This is a genomic window from Paenibacillus sp. sgz302114 (genome assembly GCF_056120345.1).
The window spans coordinates 251,571-277,328 of record NZ_JBVYOI010000007.1; the positions used below are offsets into that span (position 1 = coordinate 251,571).

Sequence of the window (25,758 nt, forward strand, 5' to 3'; positions counted from 1 at the left end):
TAATATATGATGTAAAAAATATGCCTTATTTTCTCAAAGTGCAGTATTAACGTTAATGTAAGTTCAAAATAAGGTTATCATTAACGTTACTGTTTGTAAATTCAATTTTGTTACCGCTTTCACATTAGCTTTCGAAGGGCATTTCCTACCGTTTCCGCTACGAACGCAGCTTCTTCCCGAATTGCTTGCAAGGAATGGGCCATGGCAAAGCTCTGCTCGCAAGCTCTGAACATCGCTAAATCATTGCACGAATCGCCAATACAGGCCACTCCCTCAGCAGGAACGCCAATATGATTTATTAACAAACGAATACATGCGCCTTTATCCCATCCCGTATTTCATCCAATAGCTGAGGATTTTCTTGAAGGGGCGTCAGGAATCGTCTTCCGACTCGCTCCGTATGATCCGTTGCTTGTATGACATAATTGCAATCCGCACTACAAATGACCGGTACGAACCCAGGCAGCTTCGTGGCTGCTTGCAAGGATAGGGCGAGCTCCGAACCAAACGCATTCGAACGCAGAATTTCACCGTTTAGGCCAATAATGGTCGCCCCATTCTGGCAAGCCGCATAGCAGGCCGTGTCCAGCACATCCATTACCTTCGTGATCTCCTCATACATTCTGCCTGAAGCGAGACAAATCGCCACTCCAAGGCGGCTTGCCTCCTTAATGGCTTGCACATCTTCCTCCGGCAATCTCTTTGCGGGCATTCATTAACGTGCCGTCAATGTCGGATACGAATAGCTTCAACATGGCGATGCTCTCCCTTCCATCTCATAAGTACAAGTATAAACAGGCACAAAAAAACACCTTTACTTTAACGATAATGTAAAGGTGTTCATTCGAATTTGTCAACAAAAAATATGTCCTTTATCCCGTTATCCTTTGACACTGCCAAGCAGGCCTATCGCGCCCATTCCTCCTTATAGCTCCAGAGTTTAGTGCCCCGCCCTCCAGTCAATTCTTGCGTGATCGTATCTCAGTACAGCGACGTATACGCCACCAAGAATGTCTTGATCGATTTCGCTGAAGGTCGCCGTATGCACCTCGCCCCACTTAATTTGATTCTCTGCTGCGCTTGCGGCAGCCGGCAGGGCGATCGCAAGAAGCAATAATAAACTAATGAACACGAGAGTTAACTTGTTTCGACGCATCGTTTGAATCTCTCCTTTGCTTGTTATCTAACTGCATCATAATGCATGCTTCTTACACGCCGCTTACAGCTGAAACTTACATGAGGAGAATTTGTATAAGAAAAAAAGCACCGCCAACCCTATAACGGGGTTAACAATGCTTCGCCTCTTTAAACCTTCAGTAATCCTGTCGTGACCGCTGCATACAGCAGACGGTTGATCTGCTCTCGTTTCGTTTCGCTTTGATGCTGCAAGTAATAGCTGCATAAGCCGTTAAGCATCGTTAGAACGCCAGACGCGGCCATCGGTCCGTCTTCCTTTGCAATTCCCGCTTCGACAAGGATATCAGCTATAAATTGAATATAGTCATCACGTTCTTTCCGTACGGCCAGCAGCACTTCTTCCTCGATACCGTTCGTGATCTCATTGAAGAAAATATGCGCCAGCTCGCTGTACTCCAAGAAAAGATCGACGTTTAACCGAATAACCGTCTCGATCTGCTCTTGAAGCGAACGATCCCGATTGATTTCCGTTCTGATCGTTTCGGTAATCATCTGCAGCCCTTCCGTTATCAGCGCCTTGAACATCTGCGCCTTGCTCGGAAAATGGTAATATAACGTCCCCTTCGCAACGCCTGCTTCCAGCGCAATCTCATCCATACTAGAGCGGTGATAGCCGCTGCGCGAGAACATTCGTGCAGCCGCGTCCAATATCTTATCTCTACTCATAGGCGATAGCCTCCAATCATACCCTAATTCTCATTTGCTTAATACCAAACATCATATCGCTTTCGAGCCTTTCGAGAGGTCCATCTTCAAGACGCTTCAGCCGTTCGATCCGATCAGCTATGGCGTTTAACGCAATCTTCGCTTCAAGCCGCGCCAGCATCGCTCCTAGGCAGAAATGTATGCCTTGCCCGAAAGCCAAATGCGGGTTCGGGCTGCGCCTAACGTTGAATCGCTCTGGTTCGACGAATACATTCTCATCGTGGTTTGCCGATCCAATAAAAGTGTAAACCCTTTGCCCCTCTTTCATCAAATACCCGTTCCAATTGATATCGGCCTTTACCCTGCGTTCCATGATCTGCACGGGTGAACAGAAGCGAAGGGTTTCCTCGACTGTTCCGGAAATAAGCGCCCGATCCTGGCGCAATTCATTGTAGGTTTCCGGGCTGCCCTCGAGACACATAATCATCGACGAAATGAGATTGGTCGTCGTTTCGTTCCCGGCTACAAGCAGCAGGATGCACATTCCGATCACTTCCAGCTCGCTAAGCCCGTTATCATCCGCCATGCAGGACTGTACGAGCGCCGTGATCAGATCATCCTTAGGCTGCTCGCGCCGTTCTTCGATTTGGATGCGAAAATACGCCGTCATTTCCTTCTGACATTGCAAATAACGCGAATAATCTTTGCCAACAAGATCGTCGGACCATCTCTTGAACAGCTCCCTGTCTTCCTGAGGAATGCCCAGCATCTCCGCGATCACGATTACCGGCAGCGGGCTTGCCAAGTCTCCGACGACTTCAAACTCGCCTGAAGCTATGGCCTGGTCAATCAGATCCTCCGCAATCTTCCGGATTTGCGGTTCCATATTCTCTATGACCTTCGCGGAAAAGGCTTTCGCAATGAGCGATCTCATCTGCTTATGTTTCGGTGGGTCTCGCCGTAAGATGCTGCCCTCGATCGGTTCGTCTGCGGTTGGATTCTCTTGCATTTGAGAAGAAAAATGCTCGTAATCGGCAAGAATCCGTTTGACGCTATCATGCGTATACACAGACCATGATCCGTTATCCGAATCGTACAACGCCGCTCCTGCCTCACGCTGCTGTTTGAAACGTTCTAGAGGAAGCAAATCCTGCTGGCTCGCCCACTTCATCATAAACAACCTCCCATAATTGTACTGACTAGTCAGTTTAATTATGAATCAGTTAAAATCGGTTGTCAATAATCTCAAATTGGCTAAACGCTCTTCCATAATGACGCGCAGTTCATCAGGAATCCGCTCAAACCGGACCCCTTTCCCCAAAAACAAAAGCCAATCCGCGTAATACGCCAGCTCCTCAGCATCGGTCACATCCAGCTGAACATTGAAAATCCCGCTCGACTGAAACATCCCGGTAAAGGACAAAATGATCCCCGGCGGGTGCATGCGCTTAAAGCGCTGAATCCCAGTCGCATCAAGCTTCACAACTAGATTGGACTCACGGGCACGAAGCCGTTTTTTGCTTAAAATCTCTTGCTCAGACCACTTCATCTCCTGCTTGGAAATTGCCGAATCCCGCAGCATCGCAACAGGCAAATAGCGAAACCCATCCGTATCGAAATCATAAACCTCGACCAGCCACTGAGCGTTCGAATTGAAAATATGCAGCAGATAAACATCCAGCAGCTGCGGCCAGCCAAGACTGAGCTCATAAGTCACGCGCAAATGCTTGTCCCGCACAGCAAGCGAAATCAGCTGATTCAGTTCCGGCGGCGCCGCATCATCGAGCTCCAGGAGATTCGGATTGGCAGGATTCGTGTTTTCAAAAAGCAAAATATGATTCAGCTCAATCAGCTCGTCTTGCTGGGTTTGCGACGCGATGCCGATGAGTTTTTCCGTGATGGAGCGGCGATTTTGCAGATAGGGCAGCTGCGAATTTTTCGAGGCGATAAAGCTGATAAAAATCGCCTTCAGCTCATCTGGCGTAAAGCGAGCGGCGGGCAGATATTGATTTTGCAGGACATGGTAGCCGCCACCGCGGCCAAGCTCGGTCGTGAGCGGAAAACCCATCGACTGAATCTCGTTAATGTCGCGGATCGCCGTCGCGCGGGAAATCTTGAACTCACGCTGAATCTCGGCAATCGTAAAATGCGCGCGGTTATTGATGTAGCGCATAATTAGGTTCACTCGTTCTGTTTTTTTCATGATTTTATTGTATCAAAAATGTAGCAAAATAAAGGTATCATTTTTTGATACATTCGGGCGATAGAATCAGTCTTGTAAAGAATAAAGCTCACTAAGGAGAGAATAAAATGTCTAATTACTCCATCAAAACAATATCAGAAAACTACAAAATGACTGCTTTCGGTGTTACACTTGAAGACTATAACGACTGGGCAGGCAATGCGGCAAAAACAGCAGCGAAAAAAGCCGAAATCACTGAAAACGGCAAGCTTGATGAACTTCTCGCGCTCGCTGACGGGCAAGAATATCAAATCAACTATGCCATCGACCGCAAGGCTTGGCGCGGCTTCGGCGTGATGGGTGAGTTCGACGTGGAAGGCGCTGTCGTCCTCGAGTTCCTCGCTGGCGACTACCTCGTCGTGCCTGGCACAGGCGCTGACAAAGACCGCCTTGCTGACGAAATCACAGGCAAAGTTTTCGGCGGCTTGTTGGAAGGAATCACAGATTACAAGTACGTTGGCCCTGGTAACTCAACGTTCGTCAAAGCAGAGGAGAACGGTGAATTCTACGGCGAAATGTGGCTTCGTGTAAAAAAAGTCGAAGGCTAAAGGAGTCTCACATGGCAGAATACACGCTTGAACACAAAAAATCATTCACATTGACCGCTTATGGCTTTTCAATCCAGTCAAATTTTCAAGACATGCCAGCTATGCAAAAGGAAAAAGCGGAATTTTGGGGTAGACTCAAGGCTGACGGGCGTTTTATTAAACTCAAAGACGCTGCCAAAGACGATCGCGAATGGTCAGTCAATGAGGTTTATCAAGGCAAACCGTGGAATTATTTCGCGGTAGAAGCAAGAAAATCAGTCGCTGACGCAACGCGCATCATCGAGTTTCCAGACAGCGAGTACATTGTAGTCGCGGGAAATGGCGACAAGGAAACGTTGTTTGATCAGCTCACTTATCGCGCTTTTGGCGAAGTCTTGGCCCAAGTCACCGATTATGCATACATCGGCGGCCCAAATGCGACTTACCGCAAAGATAACGGCGACGGCACTTTCTACGGAGAGTTTTGGGTGCCGGTGGTTAAAAAATAACAAAGAAAAGAGCAGAAGAAATTTCTTCTGCTCTTTTGCCATCCAACAATTTGATGTTTTATTTGACTTAACGATGTGTGAGTTATACCTGCAAATGACATAAAAGTGCCTTATTTACGCGATAATATAACAACCATTTGACACTTTGTATACCTGCTAATGGCATAAACCATTAATTCTATACCTTAAGATGTCATAAAACGGAGTCGAGCTTCAGTTGCCCGGCTCCGTTATTTTTGGAACACGGTAAAGTGCACATCTCCGCCGTAGATAACATCTATGTAACCCGAAATGGAAATTGAGGATTGTCGCTTAAAATAGTTCTCCTTAATCTCACTGCGCTCTGGATTTACTTTGTTGAACCCATCGTACACAGCCTTCGTCATTAAGATCGGCGGACTGGTATCCTTCTGTCACAATTATTCTTGATTCGATTGAGGTTTTATTAGCAACATCCGTCAGTTTTGAAGCAATATTCGCCGGTCGCCCGAGCCAAACGAGCCATTTATTTGGGGTATTCTCCGCTCCATTTTTAATGATACCTGTCTTTGTTACAAGCATCTTACCTTAATCGATGCCGATACCTTTTGACGAACCTAAAAAGCTCATGATCGCTGCAATTGCTGCTCCAGTGAAGACTAGGATCGCCCCATTTTTCGCCTCCGCAAATTTCAACCAGTCGGCTGCTTAATATTCCCAGTTTACTTCATGATACCCCGTGGGGTATATTGAGTCCATAATCAAACATACCCCACGGGGTATATGGAAGGAGACGAATATTAATGACGATTCAGGTAGATAGCATCTTGGACGCCAAAGGACTAGCATGTCCTATGCCAATCGTAAAAACGAAAAAAGCAATGGATGAGATTGAATCTGGTCTTGTTTTGGAAGTCCAAGCCACGGACTCAGGATCCATCGCCGACATTCAAAGTTGGGCAGTCAGAACAGGTCATGCTTACTTGGGAAATAAAATCAATGGAAATGTCATTCATCATTATTTGAGGAAAGCGAGCCCCGTCGACGTTAAGCCGGAGCAACAATATCCTATTAGGTTAATTAACGATGACCTTCAACATCATTTGAAGCAGCCCCATTTGTTAGAGCGTGCCATTATAATCGATGTGCGTGAGCCGGCTGAATATGCATTCGGTCATGTCCCGGGAGCAATCTCCATCCCATTTGGTACTTTGGCAGAACGCGCGTCTGAGCTCGACCCTAGTAAGCATATTTATGTAATTTGCCGCACGGGGAACCGAAGCGATATGGCTGCTCAAGCTCTAACAGGGTTAGGATTTACAAAAGTAACGAATATTATTCCGGGTATGTCTGAGTGGACAGGTCCCATCGAAAGTGAGGAGTGATTTAGATGACAAAAGTTAATCCCATGACCGCCGCTCACTTAGCCAGTCACATTATCGAAGATAAGCCTTTATTTATATTAGATGTTCGTAATGAAGATGATTTTGCATCGTGGAAAATCGAAGGACGTCAAGTTGAAATCTTCAACACTCCTTATTTCGATTTGCTTGATGGCGTCGAAAGCATTTTTAGTCAAATACCTGATGATAAGCCCGTTATTGTCGTTTGTGCGAAAGAAGGCTCTTCGATTTTCGTTGCGGAACAGCTGCTTGAAGCCGGCTTAAAAAATGTCTCCTATCTTGTGGGAGGCATGAAAGCATGGAGTGAGCATCTTGAACCCATTAAAGTCGGTGATCTTCAAAACGGAGGCGAAATATATCAATTTGTGCGAATGGGCAAAGGTTGTTTATCCTACATGATTATTTCTGAAAATGAAGCACTGATCGTTGATACAGCGCGCACGGTGAGTGCTTATGAAGAATTTTCACTCCGCAACGACATTACAATCAAATACCTTGTCGATACCCATCTACACGCCGATCATATTTCGGGTGGCCGTGAACTGGCTCTTAAGGTTAACGGGTCTTACTGGCTCCCTCCAAAGGATGCCGAAGAGGTAACGTTTGATTATCATGCCCTTGAAGAAGGGAACGAACTTACTTTCGGCGGGACAACTGTGAAAGTCGCACCTATTTACTCACCTGGTCACACCATCGGTAGCACGACGCTTCTCGTTGATAATAAGTACCTGCTTACAGGCGACATATTGTTTGTCGAGTCTATTGGTCGCCCCGATCTTGCAGGGAAAGCTGATGATTGGGTTGGTGATCTTCGAAATACCCTGTACAGCACTTATAGAGAACTCGATGAAGATTTAGTCGTCCTCCCTGCTCATTTTGCGAGTGTATCCGAACTTAATGAAGATGGAAGCATCTCCGCACGACTGGGCGACTTGTTCAAGCGCAATGCAGGACTTAACGTAGCAAACGAAATAACGTTCCGGGAGTTGGTATCCATCAATCTTCCACCGCAGCCCAATGCTTACCAAGAAATCCGCCTAGTCAACATGGGGCTATTAAGCCCAGCAGAAGATGAGAAAAGGGAAATGGAAATGGGTCCGAACCGCTGCGCTGTTCACGGCTAACTTGAAAACCAATTTGGAGGCGAAGTATAAATGATTATTAAAAAGGTTGTCGATGCCAAGGGGCTGGCTTGCCCGATGCCAATTGTGAGAACAAAAAAAGCAATGGACGAACTCGTTACCGGAGAAGTGCTGCAGGTACTAGCCACCGATAAAGGCTCCAAACCTGATTTAGCTGCTTGGACTAAATCAACTGGTCATATGCTTATTGAAAGCAAAGAAGAAAATGGTGTATTTATTTTCATGATTCAAAAAGGCTAAGAATACCGTTTTGAATCGGAGGTATTGATATGGACGTGTCTTTCATTATCGTTTTATTTGCAATTGGAATAGCCGGTTCGCTCATTTCAGGAATGGTGGGAATCGGTGGAGCGATTATTAATTTCCCTTTACTGCTGTACGTACCGCCTGCCCTTGGGTTCGATGGATTTAGCTTGCAAGAGGTTTCCGCAATTACAGCTATTCAGGTCTTTTCCGCTACGCTATCTGGCATCTTTGTATACAAGAAAAGCGGTTTGATTAATAAGACGCTAGTCATTAATATGGGATCAGCAATTATTGTCGGAAGCTTCATCGGAGGTTATGGATCAAATTTTGTACCTGATGCCATGATTAGTACCGTATACGGCATACTGGCTACGATAGCAGCTGTTATGATGTTTTTGCCGAAAAAGAATGTTGAACTGATTGAATCGCACGATCTGGTTTTTAATAAGAAACTCGCTGCTTCATTTGCCCTCATCATTGGAATTGCGTCCGGCATTGTTGGCGCAGCCGGGGCGTTTATTACCGTCCCTGTAATGCTAGTCATACTCAAGATCCCAACACGCATTGCGATCGCTTCGTCTCTCGCGATTACATTCATATCGTCTATCGGATCTACAGCGGGCAAGCTGATGGGCGGACATATGCTTCTTGTTCCAGCTATCGTGATTGTTATTGCAAGTACATTTGCGTCTCCTTTGGGAGCAATCATTAGTAAAAGGCTTCAAACGAAGACGTTGCAGTTGGTTTTGTCCTTGCTGATCTGCATCACAGTCGTTAAGATTTGGTTCAATATTTTTTTGTAACTAATAATACCCCTACCGGTATAGGTATATAAGGAGCGAATGAAATGTCTGTTAAAGAAAAGTCGACGATTGTATTATTTAGCGGTGATATGGATAAAGCAATCGCCGCTTTCATAATTGCAAACGGAGCAGCCGCTTATGACCATGAAGTGACGATATTCTTTACCTTCTGGGGGCTGAATGCCCTACGTAAAGATGAGCTAGTACCTACCAAAAAAGGATTTTTGGAAAGAATGTTCGGAAAAATGATGCCTCGTGGCGTAAATAAAATGGGGCTTTCAAAAATGAATTTCGGAGGAATGGGTCCTAAAATGATCAAGCACGTCATGAAAAAACATAATGTCCTGACTCTTCCCCAGCTCATTGAACTGGCACAAGAACAAGGTGTAAAACTCGTCGCCTGCACGATGACGATGGATTTGCTCGGGCTGCAGAAAGAAGAGCTTCTTGATGGAATCGATTATGCAGGTGTAGGAGCTTATCTGGGAGATGCTACTGATGCTAAAGTGAACTTGTTCATTTAATGCTACCCATTCACCCACTTGGTATTGTTATGAATCGGGATATGGGACATAATAATACGTATACCGGTTTGGGTATAAGGAGGGTTACCTATGATACAATACGATGACGATATAAAAAAGCGCATGAAGCGACTTGAAGGTCAAGTTCGCGGCGTTCTCAATATGATGGAAGAGGAAAAGCACTGCAAAGAAGTAGTTGCTCAAATTTCAGCCATTCGAAGTGCAGCCGATAAAGCTATCGCACACATCGTTGCCAAAAACCTTGAGCAGTGTATTCTCGAAGAAAAAGAAGCTGGTAATGATACAAGTAAGGTAGTCGCTGAAGCAATCGAGCTTTTGATAAAAAGTAAGTAAAAAAAAACGGACCATGCGATTAGTTGGCATGGTCCGGTTTTTAAGTTCATTTTTTCTTTTGTATCAACACTGTTAAGCAAACAAGCGTTACAAATATCGTTGCTCCCATGTCCGACAGGATTGCAATCCAAAGCGTTAGCCACCCGGAATCGTAAGCAGAAGGGCTACCAGTTTCAACGGGCTAGAGGTTCCCAAAAATATTCCAACTGATTACTATTCTACAGTTACCGACTTCGCCAAGTTCCTCGGCTTATCAACATCATTGCCACGAGCCAGCGACGCATAGTATGCGATCAGCTGAAGTGGTACGACCGACAATGCTGGGGAAAGCAACGGCAGCGTCTTCGGAATCGCGAACAGCTCGTCGACGGACTTGCCGACTTCCTCTTCCAAGCCCTCGTTCACAACGCCAAGTACATGCGCGCCGCGTGCCTTCACTTCTTTAATGTTGCTAAGCGTCTTCTCATACAGATCCTCTTGGGTGATGAGCGAGACGACAGGAATACCTTCCTCGATCAGCGCTAGCGTACCGTGCTTCAGTTCGCCTGCTGCATATGCCTCGGAGTGAATGTACGAAATTTCCTTCAGCTTCAGCGAGCCCTCTTGCACGACTGCAAAGTCAACGCCGCGGCCGATGAAGAACAGGTTGTTATGCTTCGCAAGCGATTCAGCGAGCGTCTTCAGCACTGCTGCTTCCTCAAGGATGCGCTCCACTTTCTCAGGAAGCTCGTGCATTGCTGCAACCACTTCTGCGATTGCATCCGCATCGCGTGTGCCAAGTGTATCGGCAAGGAACAGGCCGAACAGGTAGAACGCAATCAACTGCGACGTGTAAGCTTTCGTCGAAGCTACCGCAATCTCTGGACCTGCTTGCGTGATGATCACATCATCCGCTTCACGGGCTACCGAACTGCCTACCACGTTCGTGATTGCCATGACGCGTGCGCCGTTACGCTTTGCTTCACGCAGTGCTGCAAGCGTATCCGCTGTCTCACCGGATTGGCTGACAACGATAACGAGCGTATCTGGCGTAATGATCGGCGAGCGGTAACGGTACTCGGAAGCAACGTCCGTCTCCACCGGAATGCGAGCCAGGCTCTCAATTACGGTTTTACCTACCAAACCAGCGTGCATTGCCGTACCGCATGCAACGATTTGGATTTTGCGGATGCCGCGGATTTGCTCTGCAGTCATGCCGATTTCATTCAATACAACCGAGCGGCCATCATCCGAAATACGGCCCATCATCGTGTCGCGGTATGCTTTAGGTTGCTCATAAATCTCTTTCAACATGAAGTGGTCGAAGCCTGCTTTTTCAGCTGTTACAAGATCCCAATCGACACGGAATATTTCCTTGGAAATAAATTCGCCTTCGATCGTCATCAATTCGACAGCGTTCTTCGTCAGAATCGCCATCTCGCCGTCATTCAGGATGTACACATCACGCGTGTGCTCCAGAATTGCCGGAATGTCCGAGCCGATGAAGTTCTCGCCTTCGCCTACGCCGATAACGAGCGGGCTTGCAAAACGAACTGCAACGAGACGATCCGGTTCAAACTCCGTCAATACGCCAAGGGCATATGCACCGCGCATACGCTTCACAGCACGTTGAACCGCTTTGACGATATCGCCATCGTACTCTTCTGCGATCAGGTGGGAAATGACTTCCGTATCTGTTTCCGATACGAACTTCGCGCCTTTCTCGATCAGTTCATCTTTCAGATCCAGGTAGTTCTCGATAATGCCGTTATGCACAACAGAGAACTTATGCGAGTTATCCGTATGCGGGTGAGAGTTGACGTCAGACGGTTTACCATGTGTCGCCCAACGCGTATGACCGATACCAACAGACCCTTCAAGCGGCTGTCCATCCAGCTTCTCCTCCAGGTTTGCAAGACGACCGATCGACTTGCGTACTTCCAATCCGTTCTTCGTAAATACAGCAATACCTGCGGAGTCATAACCGCGGTACTCCAGCTTCTTCAAGCCTTCGATCAAAATATCCTGCGAATCCCGTTTACCGATATATCCTACAATTCCACACATATGAATAGACCTCCGAATTTGGGTATATTACCCTCGCATCAGTCGGATGCCTCGATAACTATGCATGGCGGCGCAAGGCCGCCTAGTCGCCGGCTCCGTCCTGCCAAGGGTTGAATTTGAATAATGAATAAGTTCATACAGAAAAAGACAATAACAAAGAAAGCGCACACCCTGTATGCAAATGGGAAAATAATTCTTTCATTCGAGAACAACACAATAAAAGCAGCACTATACGTCTGCTTTGAACCATAACGCACATCACGGCCTCCGTTGCCGCGCGCGCATCCAATGTAGCTATAGAGCATTCTACCGACCTTTTGTCAGACCAGTCGCCCAGTCTATTTGAGTATCGGCTTACGGTCAAATGCAATACCGGGAGGTCCCCGCCGAACATTCCGAACACCTCCACCTCGTCAGCTTGCCGATTGATACAGCCGGTTATACGCCGTGCGTCCATTTCCATTATGGACAAATCACAGCAGCTGTAAGAATCCGTGCAAGCTCTGGCGCTTTAGTGAAAATTAACATCGACCCTCGCTTTCCATTCCTAAATGTACTATCCTACTATATTCATTTTTATGCGAAGGTGCAACAAATAATTTCCGCAATCGTTTTCAAAAACACGCGAAGTTTGTCGCATTTTTGCACCTTACCACGCACAAAAAACAATCCTGAATGCCGCGATTGCTGCACATTCAGGATTGACTGCATACTCTAATTGGCCGGAGCCATTTCCCATAAACTGATACTATTCTGCACCAAGCTCGGCACGAACCGTATCGACGATCCGGTTCACATACGCTTCAACCTGCTCTTTATCCGGCCCTTCCGCCATGACGCGAATCAAAGACTCCGTACCGGATGGACGAACGAGCACGCGACCGTTATCGCCAAGCTCCTGCTCAACCTCTGCAATCGCAGCTGCAATCGCTGCGTTGTCCTTATACGTGCTCTTGTCCGCTACGCGCACGTTAATGAGCACCTGCGGGAATTTACGCATAAGCGACTTCTGCTCGCTCAGCTTCTTCCCGGAAGCAACTAGCGTATTCGTCAGCTGCAGCGCTGTCAGGATGCCGTCGCCAGTTGTATTGTAGTCGAGGAAGATCACATGGCCGGACTGCTCGCCACCAAGATTAAAGCCGCCGCGGCGCATTTCTTCCATGACGTAACGATCGCCAACCGCCGTTTGAGCCGTGCTCAGTCCAATCTTCTGTGCTGCTTTGAAGAAGCCGATGTTGCTCATTACTGTCGTTACGACCGTATCGTTCTTAAGCGTGCCAGCCCGCTTCATCGCGTCGCCGCAGATGCACAGAATGAAGTCGCCATCTACCTCTTCGCCCTTCTCATCAATCGCGATGAGACGGTCAGCGTCGCCGTCAAAGGACAAGCCGAAGTCAGCGCCGTGCTTCAGCACTTCCTCGCGAAGATATTCCGGATGCGTGGAACCGACGCCATCATTAATGTTGAGTCCGTTCGGCTCAGCGCCTACCGTGATGACTTCCGCACCAAGCTCGCGGAATACCGTTGGCGCAATTTCATGGGCCGAACCGTTCGCGCAATCAAGGACGATCTTCAGACCTGCAAAGCTCTGATTAACCGTTGTTTTCAAGAAATCGATGAACTTGCGCTTCGCCGTTTCATCTACCGTTACCGTACCGATATCGCCGCCTTCCGGGCGAGGCAGCTCATCTACCTCGGCATCCATCAAGCGCTCGATTTCAAGCTCTGTATCGTCAGACAGCTTAAAGCCGTCGCCGCCAAAAAACTTAATGCCGTTATCTTCGACCGGGTTATGCGAAGCCGAGATCATAACGCCTGCATCTGCGCCAAGCTCACGCGTCAAATAAGCGACTGCCGGCGTCGATACAACGCCAATGCGCACAACGCTTGCTCCGATCGACAGCAAGCCCGCAATGAGCGAAGCTTCCAGCATCGGACCGGAAATACGCGTATCAAGACCAATTACAACCTTCGGACGCTCCGCCTGTCCAGCAAGTACATATCCGCCGCAGCGGCCAATTTTATATGCTAGTTCAGGAGTCAGTTCGCGATTCGCGACGCCCCGCACACCATCAGTACCGAAATATTTACCCATTATGCATATTCCCCTTTTATCTATTTGTAGTAAGTTCAAGTGCCGCTTTTCGGCTATTCTTGCGCTTCATTGTTCTTATTCGAGCTGCTGGCCCCGCTTGGGCTATTCTGCGCGTTTCCACTGCCTGAAGCAGCGTCATTCCCGGCAGCCGGTTTCTCCGTCGCCGTCCCATTGCCCGTACCAGTACCACCAGCGCTGTCTCCGCTTGTCTTCCCGCTTCCACCGTCAGCCGCATTGCCTGTGCCATCAGGAGCAGTCGCATTATCATTACTACTGCTGCCATTACTCGGCTGTCCGTCAGTCGGCAACGCATCGGATGGCGTCACGGAAGCCGTCGAGCCATCCGTAATATCCACCGTGATGCTCAGCGACGCATTCGGCGCCTGGTCCACGAATCGCGGCAGATGCATCTCAAGCGGCACAACATGGCTGCCTGGGCCTAGCCCGCTCAAGTCGGCAATGAGCTGCACATCCTTGACGCCAAGCGCAGCCAGCGTATCTGGCGCACCGCGTACAATCGCATCCACCGTGCCGGTCGCAGGCAGCGAAATATTGGCTTTCAATCCGTCCGAGAGCCCGATGAGCGTAACTGGCAAGCTCGACATAACTCGGGACTCCACAGGCACGATCGTATACTCGAATGTCACTTTAACCGGGTCAACCGAAGCAATATCGCCGGTTGGCACCACATCGAGCTCCATCGTACCCGATTGCTTCAATTTCGACAAGTCAATTGTAATGCCGTCATAGTACTCATACGTATCGAGCACATCCTGCGGTCCATACACTGTGATCTGATCTACACTCTGCTTGAAGGATGCAATTGCGAGACCCTCTGGCAGCTCCCCGGTGAAGCCAACCTGCAATGGCAGCTTCTTAAACGGCTTCGTGATCGGCACTTCTACCTCTACCACGCCTGGGCTTATAACCGCATCTGTCAGCTCATTGCCGTCCTGATCGTACGCGGCAAGCTTCATTTTCTTATCAGCGACAGTCTCCTCATCGCCCTCTACCGAGATTGTGCCCCCGACGGAGGCGACAAGGTCCATCTGATCCTTTGGCAGTGTGACATGCACACGATTCGGCTTCACGACCGGCTGCCCGGTCTTATACCCCTTGCCTGGCTTGCCCTCGGTATGTATCGTCACATCATACTCTTTCGTAAGCAGCCGTTCCAGAACGACCGTGACGTTGCTTGGCCTCACTTCAATAAGCTCAAGCCCTCGAGGCAAATTCACTTTAAGCGGCAGCACCTTCCGGCCTTCTGTCGCCTGGCTGAGATCAACAGTAACCTGATAATCATTGTTGCGTTCCGCAATGAGGAAGTCGGACCGCGATCCGCTTACTGTCAAATGCACCTCGCCCGGGTCCAGCAGGCGCAGCGCGAAGTTTTTATCATCCATGCCGATCGGCTTTACTTGAACCGCATCAATTTCACGCGATTCCGTCAAGTTCGCAACCGTATTCGGCGATTTCTCCGAGTCAAAATGAACGACAGCCCACATCAAAATCCCGATCATCAGCGAGATAATTTTGATTGCAGTCGGATGGCTGAGCCACTTATCCATGCTGATTGCCCCCCTTACGCTTCCAGAAAGGCGTCTTATTGCGCTCGCGTTCACGCGACTTTGAGTTCGGATTAAGCTCCTCGAACAGCTTCGAGATGAGCGACTCCTCTTTAATGTCGCGAACGATCATGCCGCCGACAGCGAGTGAGACTTGTCCCGTCTCTTCTGACACGATAACCGAGATGGCATCGCACACCTCCGTAACCCCGATTGCGGCGCGGTGCCTCGTCCCGAGCTCCTTACTGATGAACGGGTTTTCCGAGAGCGGCAAGTAACAGCCCGCAGCCATAATCTGATTGCCTCTAATAATAACGGCACCATCATGAAGCGGCGTATTCGGGATAAAAATATTAATGAGCAGCTCTGAGCTGACAATCGACTCCATCTGAATGCCGGACTCAATATAATCGGATAGCCCTGTACTCCGTTCAAACACGATTAATGCGCCGATTTTGCGCTTGGCCATATAATTAATCGATTTAATGATTTCATTAATGCGGTCGCTAGTGTCCCGCTCTACTACGGAAGAACGGCTGAACAAGCTGCCTCGTCCAAGCTGCTCCAGCGCCCTGCGAAGCTCCGGCTGAAAAATAATCAGAATCGTCACGACCCCGAAGGTGAACATCTGATTCATGAGCCACTTTAACGTATACAGGTCAAACCATGTGCTAAGCGCCCATGTCGCGACGAGCACGATAATTCCCTTGAGCAGCTGCACCGCCCGGGTTCCGCGAACGAGCAAGATGAGTTTATAGATAATATAACTTACGATCGAGATATCAATTAGATCCTTGATCCAGCCTTTCCAGGTCAGATCTGCAAAATAGTTCATCCATCATCTACCCCCAAACACATCTGTCTAGGTATCATTAATCCATTACCCTTATTTCTAACCTTATTCTTTTCTAGAAATGGTGCTCTAACTCCTTTTTTTCTCACAAAAAAACCTCCTTAGTAGGAGGTTAGCAATGCAAACTAGTACGCCAAACTGCTGATGGAATGTGACACTTTGTACCAAAACCAGTCCAGCGCCTGGTCAATCTGCTTCACTTCTCCGGAAATATGGGCAGTCGACGCTTGATACAGCGAACCTGAGATGACCGTTACATCCCCATCCACTTCTCCGTAAACATTCGCTTTGCCATTCTCAACGACCAAGTCACCTTTTAAGTGAGCGCCTTCAGGCACAGTCACAGTATCGCCATTAATGACGACTTGTGCAAGATCCGAACCGCTTACCGTTAGCTCGCTATCCTGCTGCCACATGGCGAGGAAGCTTGAGAACATGACGAATACGAATACCGCTGCAACCGAGAGTCCCGGATGACTGCGCACCCAGCTTGCGAATCCAGCTCGGCGCCGCCGCTTGAATGGAACCGTGTCCATTATGCGTGCTTTAAGAGCGGAGGATTGCTCACTCGTCAAGACTGTACGCCGCTTATCCATCATGGATTCGGTGAGCGCCTCGGTCCGTTCGAGCTGCTCCAGCCTTGTGCGGCATGCCACGCAGGAATCTATATGAAGCTTCAATTCAGCTTGCTCTTCTCGAGACAGCTCATCATCTAAATAATCATGCATCTGCATGATGGCGACGTTGCAATTCATAGCAGCCAATCCTTTCATCATTATAATCTACAGTAGTATACGTTACGTTTCGCCGGCCGAGATGTTTCATTTTTTTAAGATGCCTCGACTGTCAAAATAAAACTTCCGCTCTCGCCCATCTGTTACAGCTTATGCTCTAGCTTCTTGCGAAGGAACTCCCGGCCTCTATGCACACGCGTCTTCACTGTCGTTACCGGCATCCCCAGCACGTCGCCGATTTCTTGCAGCGACAGTTCCTCTAAGTACCGCAGCACCATAACGGATTTATATTTCGCTGGCAATGTCTCAATCGCTTGATGAATGATCCGCTGCGTATCTGAGAGCAGAAGCTCACTCTCCGGTGTCCGGTTATCGCTAGGAATCATTGCGTAGCCGTCTAGCCCTTCATGCTCCGACGATTCCGCATCCAGCGAATAGACCGCTTTGCGCTTGCGCAGCCGATCAATACACAGATTCGTGGCGATCCGGTAGATCCAAGTAGAGAACTTCATCGTGTCGTCGTAGCGCTCCAAGTTCTTGTATACCCGCAGGAACACTTCCTGAACAACGTCCTCTGCTTCCTGCCGGTTATATAGCATTCGGTAAGCCATATGATAAAGCTTGTCCTGATACATCTCAACAAGCTCGGCAAAAGCCCGCTGATCGCCTTTCAAAGCTAATCTTGCTAACCTTGCCTCAACTGATTTCAACGCTACTCCTCCAAACAGCCACTCTTTATATATACAAAAAAACGAATCTTACCTCCATGATTATACATGGAATGCGAGCAATATGGCAAAAAACTACTTTTTCCGCACAATCATATATTTAAACAAAAAAACCGGACTCGAAGCAGCAATGCTGCCTTAAGTCCGGCATTTCATTTCAACACAATATCAACCGGTATTTCTGAGGCCCGCTGCAATGCCGTTAATCGTAAGCAGCACTTCACGCAGCAGCTCCGGCTCGTCAGCTTCACCGTTAGCACGCTTCTCGCGCAGCTCTTTCAGCAGCTGCACTTGCATGTAGCTGAGTGGATCCACGTAAGGGTTACGCAATCGGATCGACTCTTGGATAACCGGTAAATTGTCCAGAATCTCCGCTTGTCCGGTAATTTGCAGAATAAGCGACGACGTCATCTTATACTCTACCTCGATTAGCGTAAAGATCCGATCACGGATTACTTTATCAGCAATCATCCCTGCATATTCTTTGGCAATCTGCAGATCCGCTTTAGCCAGTGCGTTCTGCAGTGTATCGATGAGTGTCGTAAAGAACGGGAACTTCGCATACATGACACGCAATGTATCCAGACGGTTCACATCGCCGCCCACATATTCTTGCAGCGCTGTGCCTGCCGCATACCATGCTGGCAGCAAGTAGCGGCTCTGCGTCCAAGCGAATACCCATGGAATCGCACGCAGATCTTCGAAGCGATCGCTTCCTTTCCGTTTTGCAGGACGGGAACCGATGTTCAATTCGCCTACTTCGGACAAAGGCGTCGACTCTTTGAAGAACGTCATGAAGTCCGGATCGCGGAAGATCAGATCTTGATACTTGTTCAGTGCCGTCTCCGAGATGCCTTTTGCAATTTCGTCCCACTCAGCAGTTGCTCCAGCTTCCTGCTCAGGATACTTCGCAAGTCGCGATGCTGTCACAAGCGCCCAAGTCGCCTGCTCCAAGCTGCGGTATGCGATACCCTTCATCGAGTAACGGGAGGACAATACTTCCCCTTGCTCCGTAATCTTGATACCGCCGCCCACCGTGTGCGGAGGCTGCGCAAGAATACTGCGGTTCAGCGGCATGCCGCCGCGTCCAAGTGCACCGCCACGACCGTGGAAGAATTTCAGCTTCACGTCGAACTTCTTAGCTGCGCTTGTAATCGCATTAAGCGCTACACGCAATTCCCAGTTTGCCGTTACAACGCCGCCGTCCTTGTTGCTGTCCGAGTAACCAAGCATAATCTCATGCAGGTTGCCGCGCGCTTCAACCGATTGACGGTAGATTGGCAGTGCGAATAGCTGCTCCATAATGCCAGGTGCTGCATGAAGGTCATCAATGGTTTCAAACAACGGTACCGCCTGCAACGTGCAGCGAACCGTGCCATTAGCCTCTTTGCGGAACAGGCCGACTTCCTTCGCGAACACCATAACTTCAAGCATGTCGCTCGCGCCCTGTGTCATACTGATCAGGTAGCTGGAGATGCAGTTCACGCCGAACTCCGCTTGAGCGCGGTAGATCGTGCGATAAACATCCAGGCATTCCTGCGTGCTATCCGAATATGCAAAATGCGGCGATGTCAAAGGACGCGGATCTTTAAGCAATGAATGAAGCAGCTCAATTTTCTCATCCTCGGAGAGCCCAGCATAGTTCTCAACAATGTTCATATTCGCGAGTACTTCAGTCATCGCATTCTCATGCTCTTTACTGTGTTGACGAACATCCAGCGCTGCCAGATGGAAGCCGAACAGCTCCACTTGACGAACCAACTTACGGATATGCGTATCTGCAACATAATCGGCAAAATGGTTACGCAAGCTGCGGTCAATCACATACAGATCTGCAATGAGCTCATCCGCGCTATTATAACGCTTCGAAGAGCCCTTCAGCGTATCTTCCGACGTGTTCGCCAGCTTCTCAAGCATATAACCAAGCTTGATCTTGTACGGCTCTTTCTCATTGCGCCACAGCTCTACACTGCGCAGCTCAATGGTCTCACGATCTTTCTTGATGGACTCAAGCAGCTCATCAGAAACCGTAATAATATTCGTGCTGAAGCTAAGCTGTTCCATGACTTCCTTGAGCAACTGCTCATACTTCTTTAGCGCAAGTCCGCGCTGAAGCGTCAGTGTCTCCCAAGTAATCTTCGCGGTAACGGACGGGTTGCCGTCGCGGTCGCCGCCAATCCAGGAGCCGAAACGAAGGTAAGTCGGAACATGCCAATCCTCAGATGGATAGTATTTGTCCAGGCAGCGCTCCAGTTCTTCATAGACGTTAGGAAGCACTTCAAACAACGTCTCATCAAAATAGTACATGCCGTTACGCACTTCATCGATAACGGTTGGTTTACGATCACGCAGCTCGTCTGTCTGCCACAATGTCAACACTTCGTTCAGAAGCTTCTCACGCAGCTTCTCGCGCTCACGATAAGTCAGGTTCGGATTATCGAGCTCGGTCATTTCAGATGCAATACGCTGATGAATGTCCAGAACTGCACGACGTGTTGCTTCCGTTGGATGCGCAGTCATAACAAGCTCAAGTGAGATGTCACCGATAATTTCTTTAACGTTATCAACAGAGATGCCTTTTTCCTTTAGAACTTGGATGGCACTCTCGATTGAGCCCGGCTGTACAGTCTCGCCTGCAGAACGCTCATAGTCACGTTTCCGGCGAATCCGGTGATTCTGTTCCGCAATATTAACAAGTTGAAAATAAATCGCGAAAGCGCGAATGACTTGATGGCGCGTCTCCGGGTTCAATGCATCAATTACCTGCTTGAACTCTTCATACAGCTCCGGCAAAAATTCAGCGCGAAGCGCCTTGCTCATTTCGCGGATTTTTTCAACATTCTCCAGCAGTTCATGTCCGCCCTGATGCACAAGTACATCTCCAAGAATGTTACCAAGGAAACGCACATCGCGGCGCAGCAAGTTATTGGATTGCGGCCTGTTGGTAGTTGCAACAGTTCCAGCTTGTTCCGACATTCTAATCCTCCTCAAGGTTTTGCGAAGAAAGCCACTTCGTAAAGCATGCACATAGTTTTCAACATGCATGAATTCTTCTTCAAACGTTTATTTATACAACCTGATTTGAATATAACTCTATATATCATACTACAAAATGACATGCGGTTGAAGCTTTTTCATTTCGTCAACAAAAGGAACAAGCATGAATAAAAAGAAAAAGCCTTGGTTACCCGCCCAAGGCTTGTTTGTTGTAATATGGAGCGGGTGATGGGAATCGAACCCACGCTATTAGCTTGGAAGGCTGATAAAACAAGTTGGTTCTCTATTGCCCAACCGGGTTGAACCCTTAATTTATAAGGGTCCCATTCCAGTCCCGATTCGGAGATCATTTGCTCTGAAATCAATTTATCTCTATATACGGAAGTCAACATTGTCTTCACAAACATTCGGAAGACCGGACCAGCTGCATTACAGATTCGACTTCATTGCTTGAATAATGAGCGGCATGTTGGTTTGCATAACAGCTTGGCGGCCGCCCTGTTTTATTCTACCGACCGTCTCCACATGCTTGGAGAGCAGCCGATCACCTTTCGGAACACATTCGTAAAGTGCTGGCTTGTCTTGAACCCAAGCTCATGTGCAACATCAATAATCGCTTGGCTTGATTGGAGCATCACGCATGCACGTTCAATTCGAATCCTTTCCAAATAAGCTGCAGGCGATTGCCCGAATGTTTCGTGGAAGATTTTAAAGAAGTGCGATTCGCTCACGTTAACAGACTGCGCCATCTCCGCAACGGAATACCGTTTTTCAGGCGACTGTCCAAGCTGATTGACCAAGTACACCATCTGCTCCCGGAGCCCGGGCTCGATCGTCTTTATCGGTTCAGGCTGAAGCAATCCCAACAAAATTTCAAGCACTTGATGCCTGATAAATAGTTTCGAGCCTTCCCCTTCCTGCTCCAATGTCGCCTTTAGCCGCTCGAATTGCTCCCGCACCCGATTGCTCCCCCGAAATACACGCGGCAGCTGAAGCAAACGCTTGTGAATAAAGTCTCGCTCCTCTTGTAGCAGTCCAAGCCAACTAGATCCGCAGGCAGGATCCTTCACAATCAACCACCAAATACGGCTTGGCTCCATATGATCGAACCTCGCTTTATGCAGCTCTCCCGGATAAGTAAAGAACCACTGCCCTGCGCTCGTCGGGTAGTGAACGCCGTTCATCTCCCATGTCACACTTCCGTGCTCCAAATAAACAAACTCATAAGCTTGCTCATGAGCATGCAATGTAAGTTGATACGCTTCCGAATATTTCTGGCATCCCAGATTAATTAGCTCGGGAACCAGCCCTCCCTCCGATGGCTTCACATCAGACCATTGATCCCTATCCAATTCCGCTGTATCTGGGTAAAGCCAGCGCATCGCACCTGATGATGATTTGCTTGCCATTCTATTACTTCATCCTTTCGATATTCTCTGATGTACCAAAAACTATTTCGTATGATTTGGAAAGCCAGCTCATTCGCGATTCATTACACTATAAAGTAAGCGAGTAACTACATTGGACAAGGAGCACAATTATGAGCGAACAGGCGAAGCGAGATTATAGCATATTGGGGCCAGAGCGAGACAAAGCGATCGGGAAAGGGCTTGTCTCCGCCGATTGGTATACCTGTCCCATTCCGAGGAAACGATTGAAAGAGCTGATGTCCCGTAGAAACGCACCCGCGGTTCGAGACATTCTGTTATGGCTCATTGTCCTTTGTGCTTCAGGCTATGTCGCCTACTTATCATGGGGGACGTGGTGGGCAATTCCCTGTTTTGCTCTTTACGGTACCATATACTCGGTTTCCTCCGTATCGAAATGGCATGAGTATGGCCATGGAACACCTTTCAAGACCGCGTGGCTTAATGAAACCATCTATCAGATCACATCGTTCCTCATTCTCATTCAAGCAACGAATTTCCGCTGGAGCCATGTACGCCACCACACGGATACGATCATTGTCGGCAGTGATCCGGAAATTATGGAACCGCGTCCTCCGATGTGGATGCGGCTGCTCAAATCGCTTCTTCGTATGGACGACCTGCGAATCAATACGGCGAAATCACTATTTAAGCATGCTTTCGGTCGACTGAACGCCCAAGAGAAAGAGCTCATTCCTAGCAGTGAATACCGCTCTCTATTCTGGGAGGCACGTATCTTTCTTTTGCTCTACACCGCTATTATTGTACTTTGCTTCTATGTGCACAGCATCCTGCCGTTGATGTTTGTCGGATTGCCTGCGTATTACGGCTACTTCCTGATGACATGCCTGAACTCCACCCAGCATCTTGGACTGTTCGAGGATAAGCTGGATCACCGGCTCTGCTGCCGAACGTTCTATACAAACCCTATTCTTCGGTTTCTGTATACGAACATGAATTATCATATGGAGCATCATATGTTCCCTATGGTTCCGTTCTATAACCTGCCTGCACTGCATGAAGAAATCAAGCAGTATTGTCCTGCCGCCGCTCCAAGCTTTCGGGCTGCGCTCAGCGAAACAGTGGCCGCCTTATGGCGTATTCGTAAAGACCCTGCTTTTGTCGTAACGCGTTACCGAGAGTTTGCCAATCGCATTGAAAATGACGCCAAAGGGGCTTAAAGCAAAATGACAACGACCAGCAATTGGATTGAAGCTTGCGGCTTGGACGATGTTGAGCAAGAGGACGTCATCCGCTTCGATTATGGTGATCGCACATATGCCATTTACCGCACTGACCGGGATATCTGTTATGCAACCGATGGTCATTGTTCTCACGAAAAGGTACATCTCGCTGACGGGCTCGTGATGGGTAATGTGACGAATGCCCCAAGCATAACGGACGGTTCGATATATCGACCGGCGCACCGATGCGGAAGCCCGCATGCAAAGCTCTTATAACCTACCCTGTCAAGGTTGAGGACGGGAAGATCTACCTGCAATTGACTAAGTAGGCGGCTCGTTATCCCTCCCTTAACTTATAGGAAACGGCACATCAAGCGGCTGGCTTGATGTGCCGTTTCTTTTTTTTCAGTCCAGGGCTGGGTTATCATTCACCGATTCCAGTTCAATACCATGTATTCCTTCACATAATTATTTCAATTCAAGCGAGAATCTGAACTTCATATCATCTTCAAACCACATGCGGAAGTTTGTCCCCCATACGTTGTTATGCAGGTTAAAATGCATGCCGCCCTCCAGTGGAGCAAACTGCTGATTGAACTGCAGCATCCGTTTTTCTCCAGGTGATAGAACGCATGCGTCCGATGTCAATAGCTTCACGCCGCCGTCGCTACCTTCGTAATAAACACCCGTACCCACGGCATGCAGGCTGCGATTGCCGTTCTTCACAACATTAAGCGGCGATACCCTCTCGCCTAGCTTATCCATCTTCCATAGATTCGGATTGTCGACATTTAGCGCCAACGAAAACCAGCTAGCTTCCGGCAGCCGGTTTGCATGCTTTTCAAACCAATCCAATTCGACCTCGATGCGCTCCGTCTCCTTGAAGAAACGATAGCGAATTTGCAGCTTCTTAGGTGCTCCATACGTTTGCGAAGCTTCATCACTCATACTTAACCTCAAGCAAACCTCATCGTATTGCGCGCATTCCCGTACCGTTGCTTCACGAACTCGTGGAGAAAACCGCCTGTGCTCCGGTCTTGGCTCCACAAACTCTATACCTGGCTTTCCAAAGTCAGGCTCCGACCAGAAGCATGTTTCAGCCCAATTGACAACGTAATCTCTGAACCAATTATTATAATGATCCACGCCGAACGTTTCATACTCATAGACGCCGATCCGATGCTGTTCGTCGGCCCACGCTTTTCCCTTCGAATCAACAAGCTTAAAGATGGAGCCGTTACGATCGAACTGGACATCGAAACAGCCTAGTCGCTGCTCTTGTTCGATATCGAATTCGTGCCCACCAGCCTTCGATTCACTCGGAGTCAGTGCAGCAAGCGCCGTTCGCGCCTCGTCTTGCTTATCTTTGGACAGCGCGGCTATCGCACTGTTGATATAATCCCGCTGCTCCTGCCAGGAGCTCTCATACAAACTGAAGCTTTTGCCGGCATCCGTTCCGATGTAGTGCGGGTCACCGCCATAAATGCCGAAGTAGCCTGCATATCTGGCTGGGATTACATCCTTCTTGACGATATCATCCTCCCTAGCTGCATGGAAGTCTTGAACCGAATAATGCTTGAAATCGGTCAAATGCGTCTTCTCGTCCATCCCCCACGTATGCTCGGGAACCAGCATTAGCTGCTCGCAGAAGTCGGCATATTCTTGACTACCAGTATCCAACCGGCCTTCGCCGGCCCACTTGTCGCGCAGCTTCAGCAGTTCCCGATACTGGGCGATCTTTAGCGGGTCGGAGGCCACGCCATGAATCCATGAATCGCCGATTTCCTCGGTCACGACTGGGAATTGATCCTTCAAAGCAATAAGCTTGCTCGCGAAAGCATCCATTGTTGAGGCAACGATAGCTGCGTTCGGGAACTGCTCGGAAAGCCGTTCGTACAGCTCGTGAATACTGCTTGCCGATGGCGGTCCCATATTATCATTCGTATGCGCGAAATACAGAGCTTCATCCAAGCCGTCAACAATCGTCATATTCCCATAGCTGCCCGCATAGTTAACGATGACTTCCGAGCCATCCTTTGCTCTCCATACGAAGACATCCGGAACACTTGGCTTTGTGGAAGCATAATTGACGCCGAGATGAAGAAATTGAATATCATTCTTCGCCAAATACGGGACCATGCCGATCGTATGGCCCGGAACGTCCGTCATCTTGGCGCTAATCGTACGCTTGCCGTACTTCTCATCCAGCTTGCGCGAAATCGACAAGCCGTGCTCGAGCAGCGCCGGATCCATTAGCTCGGTATGCGTCGTAAACGGCAATCCGTGCCACACGATTGTACCGGCTGCAATCGCACTTTCCAATCGGCTTCGCTGTGCTGGATTTGCTGCTTTCAAATATTCATGAATGAGCCAAGAGCCAGTCGTCCAGACGAACTTCGCACCACCTTGCTCCTGCCCCAATTGCTCTGCCAGATCAAGCGCCCCGGGAATAAACGAATGAAAATATTGATCAATAACATTGCTGGCCAAATCCGTAAATCCAATATCCAGATGCGTTTTAAAAACGACATGAACCTTACGAATACTGTTCATTTAAG

General features: G+C 48.5%; 25 protein-coding genes. 10 read left to right on the forward strand and 15 right to left on the reverse strand.

Annotated features, from left to right (window positions below):
* Positions 1-119: 119 nt before the first annotated feature.
* From AC0LWF_RS19145 to AC0LWF_RS19170, 6 genes are all read right to left on the reverse strand, one after another.
* On the reverse strand, positions 120-305 hold the full coding sequence (locus tag AC0LWF_RS19145) for an HAD family hydrolase (protein WP_474653139.1): 186 nt from the start codon (positions 303-305) through the stop codon (positions 120-122).
* Complete coding sequence (locus AC0LWF_RS19150; RefSeq protein WP_474653140.1) at positions 299-712, reverse strand: HAD family hydrolase; 414 nt, start codon at positions 710-712, stop codon at positions 299-301. The genes AC0LWF_RS19145 and AC0LWF_RS19150 overlap by 7 nt, the downstream gene beginning before the upstream one ends.
* Before the next feature lie 228 nt (positions 713-940).
* Positions 941-1,156 carry a hypothetical protein gene (locus AC0LWF_RS19155; RefSeq protein WP_474653141.1) on the reverse strand — a complete coding sequence of 72 codons (216 nt, stop codon included), beginning with the start codon at positions 1,154-1,156 and terminating at the stop codon, positions 941-943.
* Positions 1,157-1,305: 149 nt separating this feature from the next.
* Positions 1,306-1,863, reverse strand: a complete 558-nt coding sequence (locus AC0LWF_RS19160; RefSeq protein ID WP_474653142.1) for a TetR/AcrR family transcriptional regulator — start codon at positions 1,861-1,863, stop codon at positions 1,306-1,308.
* A gap of 16 nt (positions 1,864-1,879) precedes the next feature.
* A complete protein-coding gene (locus AC0LWF_RS19165; RefSeq protein ID WP_474653143.1) occupies positions 1,880-3,016 on the reverse strand; it encodes a cytochrome P450 in 1,137 nt (378 codons plus the stop codon).
* Between the two features lie 45 nt (positions 3,017-3,061).
* Positions 3,062-4,045: a helix-turn-helix transcriptional regulator gene (locus AC0LWF_RS19170; protein ID WP_474653144.1), complete on the reverse strand. Its 984-nt coding sequence runs from the start codon at positions 4,043-4,045 to the stop codon at positions 3,062-3,064.
* 107 nt (positions 4,046-4,152) lie between these two features.
* Between AC0LWF_RS19170 and AC0LWF_RS19175 the strand changes: the two genes are divergently transcribed.
* The 8 genes from AC0LWF_RS19175 (at position 4,153) to AC0LWF_RS19210 (ending at position 9,571) form a co-directional block, all read left to right on the forward strand.
* Complete coding sequence (locus AC0LWF_RS19175; RefSeq protein ID WP_474653145.1) at positions 4,153-4,632, forward strand: hypothetical protein; 480 nt, start codon at positions 4,153-4,155, stop codon at positions 4,630-4,632.
* Between the two features lie 11 nt (positions 4,633-4,643).
* Positions 4,644-5,120 carry a GyrI-like domain-containing protein gene (locus AC0LWF_RS19180; protein ID WP_474653146.1) on the forward strand — a complete coding sequence of 159 codons (477 nt, stop codon included), beginning with the start codon at positions 4,644-4,646 and terminating at the stop codon, positions 5,118-5,120.
* A 782-nt stretch (positions 5,121-5,902) separates the two neighbouring features.
* A complete protein-coding gene (locus AC0LWF_RS19185) occupies positions 5,903-6,484 on the forward strand; it encodes a sulfurtransferase TusA family protein (RefSeq protein ID WP_474653147.1) in 582 nt (193 codons plus the stop codon).
* 23 nt (positions 6,485-6,507) lie between these two features.
* Positions 6,508-7,626: an MBL fold metallo-hydrolase gene (locus tag AC0LWF_RS19190; RefSeq protein WP_474653183.1), complete on the forward strand. Its 1,119-nt coding sequence runs from the start codon at positions 6,508-6,510 to the stop codon at positions 7,624-7,626.
* A gap of 30 nt (positions 7,627-7,656) precedes the next feature.
* Complete coding sequence (locus AC0LWF_RS19195; protein WP_474653148.1) at positions 7,657-7,884, forward strand: sulfurtransferase TusA family protein; 228 nt, start codon at positions 7,657-7,659, stop codon at positions 7,882-7,884.
* Positions 7,885-7,913: 29 nt separating this feature from the next.
* Complete coding sequence (locus AC0LWF_RS19200; RefSeq protein WP_474653149.1) at positions 7,914-8,693, forward strand: sulfite exporter TauE/SafE family protein; 780 nt, start codon at positions 7,914-7,916, stop codon at positions 8,691-8,693.
* Positions 8,694-8,737: 44 nt separating this feature from the next.
* The gene (locus AC0LWF_RS19205; protein ID WP_474653150.1) at positions 8,738-9,217 is read left to right on the forward strand and encodes a DsrE/DsrF/DrsH-like family protein; all 480 of its coding nucleotides are present in this window, start codon (positions 8,738-8,740) and stop codon (positions 9,215-9,217) included.
* A 90-nt stretch (positions 9,218-9,307) separates the two neighbouring features.
* On the forward strand, positions 9,308-9,571 hold the full coding sequence (locus tag AC0LWF_RS19210) for a metal-sensitive transcriptional regulator (RefSeq protein ID WP_474653151.1): 264 nt from the start codon (positions 9,308-9,310) through the stop codon (positions 9,569-9,571).
* A gap of 213 nt (positions 9,572-9,784) precedes the next feature.
* On the opposite strand, the gene glmS is transcribed toward AC0LWF_RS19210, so the two are convergent.
* The 8 genes from glmS to AC0LWF_RS19250 form a co-directional block, all read right to left on the reverse strand.
* Complete coding sequence (glmS, locus tag AC0LWF_RS19215) at positions 9,785-11,617, reverse strand: glutamine--fructose-6-phosphate transaminase (isomerizing) (RefSeq protein WP_474653152.1); 1,833 nt, start codon at positions 11,615-11,617, stop codon at positions 9,785-9,787.
* Between the two features lie 748 nt (positions 11,618-12,365).
* Positions 12,366-13,712: a phosphoglucosamine mutase gene (gene glmM, locus AC0LWF_RS19220; protein WP_474653153.1), complete on the reverse strand. Its 1,347-nt coding sequence runs from the start codon at positions 13,710-13,712 to the stop codon at positions 12,366-12,368.
* A 53-nt stretch (positions 13,713-13,765) separates the two neighbouring features.
* Positions 13,766-15,280, reverse strand: a complete 1,515-nt coding sequence (locus tag AC0LWF_RS19225) for a CdaR family protein (RefSeq protein ID WP_474653154.1) — start codon at positions 15,278-15,280, stop codon at positions 13,766-13,768.
* Positions 15,273-16,112, reverse strand: a complete 840-nt coding sequence (gene cdaA / locus AC0LWF_RS19230) for a diadenylate cyclase CdaA (protein ID WP_474653155.1) — start codon at positions 16,110-16,112, stop codon at positions 15,273-15,275. Before cdaA ends, AC0LWF_RS19225 begins: the two co-directional genes overlap by 8 nt.
* A 143-nt stretch (positions 16,113-16,255) precedes the next feature.
* Positions 16,256-16,885, reverse strand: coding sequence for a zf-HC2 domain-containing protein (locus AC0LWF_RS19235; protein ID WP_474653156.1), 630 nt, complete (start codon positions 16,883-16,885; stop codon positions 16,256-16,258).
* Positions 16,886-17,007: 122 nt separating this feature from the next.
* Entirely contained in the window at positions 17,008-17,574 is a 567-nt protein-coding gene (sigW, locus tag AC0LWF_RS19240) for an RNA polymerase sigma factor SigW (protein ID WP_177182770.1), read from the reverse strand.
* Positions 17,575-17,760: 186 nt separating this feature from the next.
* Positions 17,761-20,568, reverse strand: coding sequence for a phosphoenolpyruvate carboxylase (gene ppc, locus AC0LWF_RS19245; RefSeq protein ID WP_474653157.1), 2,808 nt, complete (start codon positions 20,566-20,568; stop codon positions 17,761-17,763).
* 524 nt (positions 20,569-21,092) lie between these two features.
* Positions 21,093-21,998, reverse strand: coding sequence for a helix-turn-helix domain-containing protein (locus AC0LWF_RS19250; RefSeq protein ID WP_474653158.1), 906 nt, complete (start codon positions 21,996-21,998; stop codon positions 21,093-21,095).
* A gap of 131 nt (positions 21,999-22,129) precedes the next feature.
* On the opposite strand from AC0LWF_RS19250, the gene AC0LWF_RS19255 reads away from it, so the two are divergent.
* Together AC0LWF_RS19255 and AC0LWF_RS19260 are read left to right on the forward strand one after the other, a co-directional pair.
* Positions 22,130-23,197: a fatty acid desaturase gene (locus AC0LWF_RS19255; RefSeq protein WP_474653159.1), complete on the forward strand. Its 1,068-nt coding sequence runs from the start codon at positions 22,130-22,132 to the stop codon at positions 23,195-23,197.
* Positions 23,198-23,203: 6 nt separating this feature from the next.
* Positions 23,204-23,476, forward strand: coding sequence for a Rieske 2Fe-2S domain-containing protein (locus AC0LWF_RS19260; RefSeq protein ID WP_474653160.1), 273 nt, complete (start codon positions 23,204-23,206; stop codon positions 23,474-23,476).
* 192 nt (positions 23,477-23,668) lie between these two features.
* Here the strand turns inward: AC0LWF_RS19260 and AC0LWF_RS19265 are convergent, their stop codons facing one another.
* The gene (locus tag AC0LWF_RS19265) at positions 23,669-25,753 is read right to left on the reverse strand and encodes a DUF5054 domain-containing protein (protein WP_474653161.1); all 2,085 of its coding nucleotides are present in this window, start codon (positions 25,751-25,753) and stop codon (positions 23,669-23,671) included.
* Positions 25,754-25,758: the final 5 nt, after the last annotated feature.

What these genes read in the sequence shown, in the direction of transcription:
- AC0LWF_RS19225 (WP_474653154.1), bottom strand. Translation starts at nt 15,280, where the DNA reads ATGGATAAGTGGCTCAGCCATCCGACTGCAATCAAAATTATCTCGCTG.
- cdaA (WP_474653155.1), bottom strand. Translation starts at nt 16,112, where the DNA reads ATGAACTATTTTGCAGATCTGACCTGGAAAGGCTGGATCAAGGATCTA.
- AC0LWF_RS19175 (WP_474653145.1), top strand. Translation starts at nt 4,153, where the DNA reads ATGTCTAATTACTCCATCAAAACAATATCAGAAAACTACAAAATGACT.
- AC0LWF_RS19210 (WP_474653151.1), top strand. Translation starts at nt 9,308, where the DNA reads ATGATACAATACGATGACGATATAAAAAAGCGCATGAAGCGACTTGAA.
- glmM (WP_474653153.1), bottom strand. Translation starts at nt 13,712, where the DNA reads ATGGGTAAATATTTCGGTACTGATGGTGTGCGGGGCGTCGCGAATCGC.
- AC0LWF_RS19200 (WP_474653149.1), top strand. Translation starts at nt 7,914, where the DNA reads ATGGACGTGTCTTTCATTATCGTTTTATTTGCAATTGGAATAGCCGGT.
- AC0LWF_RS19195 (WP_474653148.1), top strand. Translation starts at nt 7,657, where the DNA reads ATGATTATTAAAAAGGTTGTCGATGCCAAGGGGCTGGCTTGCCCGATG.
- AC0LWF_RS19155 (WP_474653141.1), bottom strand. Translation starts at nt 1,156, where the DNA reads ATGCGTCGAAACAAGTTAACTCTCGTGTTCATTAGTTTATTATTGCTT.
- AC0LWF_RS19250 (WP_474653158.1), bottom strand. Translation starts at nt 21,998, where the DNA reads ATGGCAAGCAAATCATCATCAGGTGCGATGCGCTGGCTTTACCCAGAT.
- AC0LWF_RS19235 (WP_474653156.1), bottom strand. Translation starts at nt 16,885, where the DNA reads ATGAATTGCAACGTCGCCATCATGCAGATGCATGATTATTTAGATGAT.
- AC0LWF_RS19265 (WP_474653161.1), bottom strand. Translation starts at nt 25,753, where the DNA reads ATGAACAGTATTCGTAAGGTTCATGTCGTTTTTAAAACGCATCTGGAT.
- AC0LWF_RS19190 (WP_474653183.1), top strand. Translation starts at nt 6,508, where the DNA reads ATGACCGCCGCTCACTTAGCCAGTCACATTATCGAAGATAAGCCTTTA.
- AC0LWF_RS19165 (WP_474653143.1), bottom strand. Translation starts at nt 3,016, where the DNA reads ATGATGAAGTGGGCGAGCCAGCAGGATTTGCTTCCTCTAGAACGTTTC.
- AC0LWF_RS19180 (WP_474653146.1), top strand. Translation starts at nt 4,644, where the DNA reads ATGGCAGAATACACGCTTGAACACAAAAAATCATTCACATTGACCGCT.
- AC0LWF_RS19160 (WP_474653142.1), bottom strand. Translation starts at nt 1,863, where the DNA reads ATGAGTAGAGATAAGATATTGGACGCGGCTGCACGAATGTTCTCGCGC.
- AC0LWF_RS19185 (WP_474653147.1), top strand. Translation starts at nt 5,903, where the DNA reads ATGACGATTCAGGTAGATAGCATCTTGGACGCCAAAGGACTAGCATGT.
- AC0LWF_RS19150 (WP_474653140.1), bottom strand. Translation starts at nt 712, where the DNA reads ATGCCCGCAAAGAGATTGCCGGAGGAAGATGTGCAAGCCATTAAGGAG.
- AC0LWF_RS19170 (WP_474653144.1), bottom strand. Translation starts at nt 4,045, where the DNA reads ATGAAAAAAACAGAACGAGTGAACCTAATTATGCGCTACATCAATAAC.
- AC0LWF_RS19205 (WP_474653150.1), top strand. Translation starts at nt 8,738, where the DNA reads ATGTCTGTTAAAGAAAAGTCGACGATTGTATTATTTAGCGGTGATATG.
- AC0LWF_RS19260 (WP_474653160.1), top strand. Translation starts at nt 23,204, where the DNA reads ATGACAACGACCAGCAATTGGATTGAAGCTTGCGGCTTGGACGATGTT.
- AC0LWF_RS19255 (WP_474653159.1), top strand. Translation starts at nt 22,130, where the DNA reads ATGAGCGAACAGGCGAAGCGAGATTATAGCATATTGGGGCCAGAGCGA.
- glmS (WP_474653152.1), bottom strand. Translation starts at nt 11,617, where the DNA reads ATGTGTGGAATTGTAGGATATATCGGTAAACGGGATTCGCAGGATATT.
- ppc (WP_474653157.1), bottom strand. Translation starts at nt 20,568, where the DNA reads ATGTCGGAACAAGCTGGAACTGTTGCAACTACCAACAGGCCGCAATCC.